Annotated in this window: 11 protein-coding genes and 1 pseudogene; 9 read left to right on the plus strand and 3 right to left on the minus strand. The window is 65.6% G+C overall.

Annotated elements, in window-relative coordinates; all coding sequences use genetic code 11:
- Positions 1–194, minus strand: a pseudogene (locus MKK63_RS04150) (hypothetical protein); the annotation flags it as partial.
- A gap of 101 nt (positions 195–295) precedes the next feature.
- On the opposite strand from MKK63_RS04150, the gene MKK63_RS04155 reads away from it, so the two are divergent.
- Positions 296–583 carry a hypothetical protein gene (locus MKK63_RS04155; RefSeq protein WP_243998967.1) on the plus strand — a complete coding sequence of 96 codons (288 nt, stop codon included), beginning with the start codon at positions 296–298 and terminating at the stop codon, positions 581–583.
- Between the two features lie 126 nt (positions 584–709).
- Here MKK63_RS04155 and MKK63_RS04160 read toward each other — a convergent pair whose 3' ends face one another.
- Together MKK63_RS04160 and MKK63_RS04165 are read right to left on the minus strand one after the other, a co-directional pair.
- On the minus strand, positions 710–910 hold the full coding sequence (locus MKK63_RS04160) for a toxin-antitoxin system HicB family antitoxin (RefSeq protein ID WP_243998969.1): 201 nt from the start codon (positions 908–910) through the stop codon (positions 710–712).
- 71 nt (positions 911–981) lie between these two features.
- Positions 982–1,566, minus strand: a complete 585-nt coding sequence (locus MKK63_RS04165) for a TraY domain-containing protein (RefSeq protein WP_243998971.1) — start codon at positions 1,564–1,566, stop codon at positions 982–984.
- A gap of 120 nt (positions 1,567–1,686) precedes the next feature.
- Here MKK63_RS04165 and MKK63_RS04170 point away from each other — a divergent pair, with 120 nt between their 5' ends.
- The 8 genes from MKK63_RS04170 to MKK63_RS04205 all read left to right on the plus strand — a co-directional run bounded on the left by MKK63_RS04170 (position 1,687) and on the right by MKK63_RS04205 (position 6,377).
- The gene (locus MKK63_RS04170; protein ID WP_243998973.1) at positions 1,687–1,896 is read left to right on the plus strand and encodes a helix-turn-helix domain-containing protein; all 210 of its coding nucleotides are present in this window, start codon (positions 1,687–1,689) and stop codon (positions 1,894–1,896) included.
- Between the two features lie 283 nt (positions 1,897–2,179).
- Positions 2,180–2,638, plus strand: a complete 459-nt coding sequence (locus tag MKK63_RS04175; RefSeq protein ID WP_243998975.1) for a hypothetical protein — start codon at positions 2,180–2,182, stop codon at positions 2,636–2,638.
- Complete coding sequence (locus MKK63_RS04180; protein ID WP_243998977.1) at positions 2,635–3,561, plus strand: toprim domain-containing protein; 927 nt, start codon at positions 2,635–2,637, stop codon at positions 3,559–3,561. The genes MKK63_RS04175 and MKK63_RS04180 overlap by 4 nt, the downstream gene beginning before the upstream one ends.
- Positions 3,558–4,994, plus strand: a complete 1,437-nt coding sequence (locus MKK63_RS04185; RefSeq protein WP_243998979.1) for a phage/plasmid primase, P4 family — start codon at positions 3,558–3,560, stop codon at positions 4,992–4,994. Before MKK63_RS04180 ends, MKK63_RS04185 begins: the two co-directional genes overlap by 4 nt.
- A 147-nt stretch (positions 4,995–5,141) precedes the next feature.
- Entirely contained in the window at positions 5,142–5,399 is a 258-nt protein-coding gene (locus tag MKK63_RS04190) for a hypothetical protein (protein ID WP_243998981.1), read from the plus strand.
- Positions 5,400–5,410: 11 nt separating this feature from the next.
- Positions 5,411–5,707: a hypothetical protein gene (locus MKK63_RS04195; protein WP_243998982.1), complete on the plus strand. Its 297-nt coding sequence runs from the start codon at positions 5,411–5,413 to the stop codon at positions 5,705–5,707.
- Positions 5,707–5,952 carry a hypothetical protein gene (locus MKK63_RS04200; RefSeq protein WP_243998986.1) on the plus strand — a complete coding sequence of 82 codons (246 nt, stop codon included), beginning with the start codon at positions 5,707–5,709 and terminating at the stop codon, positions 5,950–5,952. The genes MKK63_RS04195 and MKK63_RS04200 overlap by 1 nt, the downstream gene beginning before the upstream one ends.
- Positions 5,949–6,377: a DUF5681 domain-containing protein gene (locus MKK63_RS04205; protein ID WP_243998987.1), complete on the plus strand. Its 429-nt coding sequence runs from the start codon at positions 5,949–5,951 to the stop codon at positions 6,375–6,377. The genes MKK63_RS04200 and MKK63_RS04205 overlap by 4 nt, the downstream gene beginning before the upstream one ends.
- The last annotated feature ends 163 nt before the right edge of the window (positions 6,378–6,540 follow it).

Here is a 6,540-nt window from a genome sequence, read left to right on the forward strand (position 1 = left end):
CCACCACCGCCCTTCTTGGCCGCGTCCTCCGTGGCCTTGGCGTAATCAATACCGAGGAGGTCGCCGAGACCGATCGGGCCGACGGTGCCGGGCTTGTGGTCGGCCACCTCCTGGGCGAGCAGGCCGATCTGGGTTCGGGGCTCGTCGCCGTAGCGGTACGAATAGACCTTCTGGCCGTCGTGCAGCTCGCCCATCTCAGTCGGCCCTCCGAATGGCGACGCTCAGCCGGCCGTCAGGGGCAGCAGCGGGCGAGCGCGCTACATCGGCGGCGCCAACCGAACCGATGGAGCTGAGAATGGATGACGAAACTCTGCGGAACACCGCCGCAATGGTCATGGCACAAGGGGCGCTCATTGAGCATCTCCTCGCCGTGCAGATGCACGACTTGCCGAGAGATCGAGCCGAAGAATACGCCACACAGCTGTCCGCAACTCTTGACGTACTTGGCCCATCCATGAAGCTTCCGGACGAGGAAGCCGAACTTTTTGCGGACCTAACTGTGCGGGCCGGAGTGTATCTTCGAGCTTCGGTGATCCGAGCATTCGCGATCGCGAAGGGCCCGAGACAGGATGAAAGGGCTTGAGATCACGTTGGCGCTTGATCAGCGCCAGCAAATCATCGGCATGACCCGCCTGCCGAACCGCCGCGGCTGCTAAAACCTGCTCGTCAATCCGCCGATCTAGGGGTGCGAGAACGCGAGCGATCATGATCAGGCAGCCACGCGCATAGCCGCAGGCGCGGCGGGCGGGAACGGAGGGTGCGTGTCGTTCGAGCCAACGATGGTCCCTAGCGCCCGACGCACCCACTCGCTGGCCGAGGCGCCCTCACGCTGGGCTGCGGCGGCAATCGCGCGGCGCAGGTCCGCATCCGTGCGGATCGTGATCGTGTCGGAATAGACGAGCGGGCGCATGAGATGCCTCCGTGACGTTCCAATACGGTAACGCACGAAGGATGGATAAGTAAGACGTGCCTTAATGCACTCTAGTTGCTGTCGTCGCGCGGAGTATCTACGGTGCCGCTGAGTGGCGTTTTATCAGGAGATTTTTTGGAACGAGCGCGAGCCTCACTGAAAGATTTTACGGCCAAGTCGCGCAGCCCCTCAGTCTGAGTTGGGATTGAGAGCCCGAGATCCCGCAAGATCCTCTCAGCGATTAGGTCGCCGCGACGCAAAAGCGCCTTGTAGTCATCATCAGACATGCTTTCTGGCTGTTTTGGCGCGCCTGCATCAAGCCCGAGCAGATTACCAGTAATTTGCTTAAGACTCTGCTTTATGCACCATAACGTCGCATAATCATCAACCCACCTCTTTTCGGAGACTACTTGATTATATCTGAAAGCGGTCGCGAATGCTCTCATAACGTTGTGGGATGATAGATCATCACCAATGAAGGCGTCCAAAAGCTGATCTGTCTGAAAACTCTTTTCCAGCCGAAGTTCAACCTCCTGTGCCAGAGAGCGGCCACTTTCACCGGCCGCCTCTTCAAGTGCCTGCCGCAAGCCGATTGTCGTCCGCGCCATGAGCGGAACGCGCTTTCCCTCGCCATCCGGGGTTGCTCGCTTCGGCATAGCTACAGTCTCTCCAGTGAACGAGCGTTACGCCTATCATTCGCTGGGTTGACAGACAAGCACAGTCTGCCTGATAACTGCTTGAGCGCATGATCCGCGCATCGCTCACGAGGTGTCGGGATGAACGAGGCTCTACGAAAGGCGCTGGCAGAGGAGCGCGGCGTGGACGTTCCGGACCTCGCCGTTGCGCTCGGCGTGTCGAAGCATCTGCTCTATCGGGCAATCAAAGACGGCGAGATCCGCGCTTCTCGGATCGGGCAGCGCGTGACGGTTCCACCGCACATCGCTCGGGAACTGCTCTGCCTGCCGGCAACCAAAGTCGCCGCCTGACCCCTCGCCAATCGGCGGGGCGCTCCCCCGCTGGCCGGGTCCATCCGCGCCGAGCCGGCCGGCGCACTCAGCAAGGACATCCAGACATGAGAAAGCCCGCGCAGCGCGTGGGCACCGGCGGGCTCTCCGTGAATGTCGCTTCGCAGGCAGACGTTCATGGATATGCCGCAACACCCGGCGCCCTTCAAGTGCATCGCCTCATTCAACGAGGTCTCACCCCTGCCGTAGCCAGTGCCGTCGCAGCACTCGCCTTCCCCGTCCTCGACGATTGGCGGGTTAGAGCATGACCCAGGCGCGCCCGATCCCGCAGAAGGTTGTCAGGCTGGTGCCGATGCTCGGCAGCCCCGCCGACCATGAAGCCCTCTCCGCAGCCCGAGCAATCGGGCGCGTCCTCGGCCGTGAGGGGCTTGGTTTCACCGACCTAGCCGCCGCGATCCCGACCGGCGCAACCGTGGATAATATACACGGTTCTGGCTTGTCCCGGCGCCGGGACAATTCGGTTGACGCCAACCGCATCCGCCCGTTCGCCACCTTCGCCTGGAAGCGGGCCTACACGCCGCGCCAAGAGTCCGAGCACCGCAGGCACGTCCGCTTCTGCCTCAGCAGACCATGGAGCTTCAGCGCCCGCGAGCGGACGTTCCTCGCCGACATCGCGAAGCTGCACGGCAACCTCACGATCCGACAGGGCGATTGGCTCGCTGACCTGACAGACCGGCTCGACGAGGAGCTGCGCACGCCATGATCGTCACCGACCTGCATCAGGTGACGGCCCGGTTCGGGGGTGAGGTGCGCGGACACCGCGCCTACATCCCCGGCCCCGGCCATAGCCACGAGGATCGCAGCCTCGCCGTCTGGCTGTGCGAGACCTCGCCCCTCGGGGTGATGACCCACAGCTTCGCGGGCGACCCCTGGCCGACCTGCAACGACTACATCGCGTCCGGTCTCGGGGCTGGTCATGATTACTGGCGCACGGCGCGTCGGGCCGATCCGGCGGAGATCCGGCGTCTGACTGAAGCCCGGCGCCGATCCGAAGCCCGCGCACGCGCTGCGGCTGCTCGTCGGCAGGCCAGCGCTCGCGCCATCTGCCGTGAGGGCCAGAACCCGATCGGCACGCTGGTCGAGCTGCACCTCAATCGTCGGCGGCTCGGGCTGCCAGCCGAGGTCGCTGGCACGGCGCTGCTCTACCACCCGGCCTGCCCTTGGGAGCAGGACACTGCGCACGCCCAGATCGCGCCGTTGACTTGCATCACCACCGGCCGGGTCGTCGGCGTCCACAGAACCGCACTCGGGGCGGACGGGACCAAGCTCGGGCGCAAGATGCTCGGCACCGCCGATGGCGCCGCGGTAATGCTCGACCCCGTGTCGGCCGTCACGGACACTCTGCACATCGCCGAGGGGATCGAGACCGCGCTCGCCGCCCGCGAGCACTTCGGCCTCGCCCCGATCTGGGCGCTCGGCACCTCCGGCGGCATCGGGCGCCTGCCCGTGCTGCCCGACGTCCAGCGCTTGGTCGTGATCGGCGAGAACGACGGCGGCGCCAGCCGCAAGGCCATCGAGGCGGTCGGCGCACGCTGGCACGCCGCCGGCCGCAACATCGAAATCGTGTGGCCTCCCGAGGGGGTCAAAGACCTGAACGATGCCGTGATGGGAGGCGCCTCAGCATGAGTCTGAGCGAGCACGATCAGCATGCCGAAGACATTCGGCGCGAGACCTTCAAGCCGCAGGGCGACCGCCCGGGCGACCCGAGCCTGTCGGCCGCCGCCGCTGCCCTTGAGGGTGAGATCCTGTCCGAGGATCGCGTCGCGGTGGAATTCATCCGCCGGCACGGAAGCCGCATCCGCTTCGACCACTCGATTAAGTCGTGGTTCGTCTACGACGGTCAGCGGTGGCGGCAGGACAAGACCCGCCGCGCCTACGCTTGGACGCGGGAGCTTGCCCGTGAGCTTGCGCTCGATGAGGCCACTGGAACCCGCCGCACGGCTGGTCGGGCCGGGTTCGCCCGTGGCGTCGAGGAATTGGCCAGCGGCGACCAGGGGATCGCCGTCGTCGCCGATGACTGGGATCAGGACGTATTCCTGCTCGGCACCCCTGCGGGGACGGTGGATCTGCGCACGGGGCTGATCCGGGCTCCCAAGCCTGGGGATCTCATCACCAAGAACACGGTGGTGGGGCCGGCCGAACATGCCGACTGCCCGCGCTGGACCCTATTTTTGGAGGAGACGACCGGCGGGGACGAGGAACTGGTGCAGTTCCTCCAGCAGTGGGCCGGCTACAACTTGACCGGCTCGACGCAGGAGCAGTCCCTCGCGTTCTTCCACGGCCCCGGCGGCAACGGCAAGTCCGTGTTCGCCAACGTCATCGGCGGCGTGATGGGCGACTACGCCAAGGTCGCCGGGCTGGAGACGTTCACCGCCTCGCCGCACGAGCGGCACCCCGAGGAACTTGCCGCCCTCGCTGGCGCCCGAATGGTCTCGGCGTCCGAGACCGAGGCCGGCAAGCGGTGGGCCGAGGCCCGGGTGAAGTCCCTCACCGGCGGTGAGACGATCCGCGCCCGGTTCATGCGGCAGGACAGCTTCGAGTTCCGGCCGCAGTTCAAGCTGACGGTGCTCGGCAACTACGCCCCGGCGATCACCAACCTCGACGACGCGATCCGCCGCCGCTTCCTGATCGTCCCGTTCACCCGGAAGCCTGCGAACCCGGATCCGACGCTGGAGGAACAGCTCCGCGCCGAGTGGCCGGGCATTCTGCGCTGGATGATCGACGGCTGCCTGGATTGGCAGCGGGAGGGCCTGTGCAAGCCGGCGTCGGTGCTGGCCGCGACGCAGGACTACTTCGCCGATCAGGATGTCTTTGGCCAGTTCCTCGACGAGCGGTGCGACGTGGACCGCGAGAACGAGCACAAGTTTGAGGGCAAGGTCGTGCTGTTCAACGCTTGGTCCGACTACGCCAAGGCGGTGGGCGAGATCCCGGGCACCGGCAAGACCTTCAAGGAGGCGATGCGCCGCCGCGGCTTCCCCGAGCCGGTGCAGATTAAGGCCATCAGGACGCGGGGGTACCGCGGGATCCGCCTCAACCAAGACAACCTTCGGGAGACCTGACGCCATGCTCACGAGGTTTCAGGTTTCAAGAATTTCAAGAATTTCCCAATCCTCCCTTATGTGTGTGTGCGCGCGCATCACGGATAAACACCAGGTTTCAAAAACCTTGAAACCTGATCTGGCCTTCTTCTCGGGGAGGCTGACCCGATGATTGCGTCTGTCGACCGCTGGGGTCCGTTCCGTGAGGGATTGGACGACGCTGAGCGCCGCGCCTGTCTTCGCGGGCTCCGGGCGACCGCCCGCTTACTCGTTGGTCCTCGTGCCGCTGACCTCTGCCACCTGTTGGCCCAGGCCGAGACCGACCCCACCGCGCTTGAGCCCGCCTGCCGCGCGCTCAACGCCCTGGCTGCCAGCGACAAGCGACAGATCTGGGCCGCCTACGCCGGCCTCGCCCGCGCCGCCTGAAAGGAATCCTCGTGTCCAACATCATCACCCTCGCCCGCCCCGAGAAGCCGACCCCTGTCGCCCGGTACGCCGAGATCGCCGTCTACGGCGCCGTCGGGCCGATCACGGTCGCCCTCGCCCGCCGCGCCGACACGCCAGAGGTCCTGATCCACGTCGTCATGATGGGATCTGCCATTGGCTTGGAGATCGTTGCCACCCTGCCGGACGACGATAAGGGCCGTGCTGTTGCCGACTTCACCGGCCCTGCCATCCTACGCGCCGTGGAGTTGTCCGAGACTGAGTTCGCCGCCCTCCCGGAGGCCTGCTGATGAATGTCCGCGAGCGCGCCGCCTTCAACGCAGGTATCGAGGCCATCCGACAGATGGCGCTGACCACCGCCATCACCATCGAGGTTCGGGACGACGCCAGCCGTGTTCAACACCAGGCTGCGGTGGCAGCCCTGCAGGCGCTGGCCGAAGGTGCCCGAGACCTAAAGCTTGAGATACCCGCCGACCCAGCCCATTGTATTTCCGCTGTATTTACAACGGGTCGAGATCCAAGAGCTGAGCCATGACCACGGCCAATCCAGGCTTTCAGCCCGGCCAGAGCGGCAACCCCGGCGGTCGGCCGAAAGGTGCCCGCAACCGCACCACGCAGGCCGTCGAGGCGATCCTGGACGGTGAGGCAGAGGCGCTGACCCGCAAGGCGGTCGAGATGGCGCTGGACGGCGACGGCCCCGCGCTGCGGCTGTGCCTCGACCGGCTATGCCCGCCTCGGAAGGACCGGGTGGTACAGTTCGACATGCCGGTGATCGAGAAGATCGCGGATGTGCCGATCGCCACTGCGAAGCTGATGCAGGCGGTGGCGGACGGCGAGCTGACCCCGAGCGAAGCCCGTGACGTCAGCGCGGCCGTCGGCGTGCACGTCGAGGCGATCAAGGCGGTGGATCTGGACCGGCGGCTCGTCCGCATTGAGGAGGCGATGGGAAATGTACTCTAAGCTCCTGGAAGCCCGCCTCGCCAAGCTAGGAGCCCGTCCGAGTAACGAGTTTACGCGGTGGGATGAGGGTGGAAGTGTGGGCAGACGTGGGCGTCGGCTTTGGGCTCAGTGACTGGCCTTGGCCAGCTTGAGGAGGTTGTGGGCGGTGCAGATCATCGCCCAT

Origin of the sequence: Methylobacterium sp. J-088 (assembly GCF_022829295.1) — a bacterium.
Lineage (GTDB): Bacteria > Pseudomonadota > Alphaproteobacteria > Rhizobiales > Beijerinckiaceae > Methylobacterium.

Bases quoted from the DNA above. Each gene is read 5' to 3' on its own strand.
- MKK63_RS04155 (WP_243998967.1), top strand. From the start codon at position 296: ATGGATGACGAAACTCTGCGGAACACCGCCGCAATGGTCATGGCACAA.
- MKK63_RS04160 (WP_243998969.1), bottom strand. From the start codon at position 910: ATGCGCCCGCTCGTCTATTCCGACACGATCACGATCCGCACGGATGCG.
- MKK63_RS04165 (WP_243998971.1), bottom strand. From the start codon at position 1,566: ATGCCGAAGCGAGCAACCCCGGATGGCGAGGGAAAGCGCGTTCCGCTC.
- MKK63_RS04170 (WP_243998973.1), top strand. From the start codon at position 1,687: ATGAACGAGGCTCTACGAAAGGCGCTGGCAGAGGAGCGCGGCGTGGAC.
- MKK63_RS04175 (WP_243998975.1), top strand. From the start codon at position 2,180: ATGACCCAGGCGCGCCCGATCCCGCAGAAGGTTGTCAGGCTGGTGCCG.
- MKK63_RS04180 (WP_243998977.1), top strand. From the start codon at position 2,635: ATGATCGTCACCGACCTGCATCAGGTGACGGCCCGGTTCGGGGGTGAG.
- MKK63_RS04185 (WP_243998979.1), top strand. From the start codon at position 3,558: ATGAGTCTGAGCGAGCACGATCAGCATGCCGAAGACATTCGGCGCGAG.
- MKK63_RS04190 (WP_243998981.1), top strand. From the start codon at position 5,142: ATGATTGCGTCTGTCGACCGCTGGGGTCCGTTCCGTGAGGGATTGGAC.
- MKK63_RS04200 (WP_243998986.1), top strand. From the start codon at position 5,707: ATGAATGTCCGCGAGCGCGCCGCCTTCAACGCAGGTATCGAGGCCATC.
- MKK63_RS04205 (WP_243998987.1), top strand. From the start codon at position 5,949: ATGACCACGGCCAATCCAGGCTTTCAGCCCGGCCAGAGCGGCAACCCC.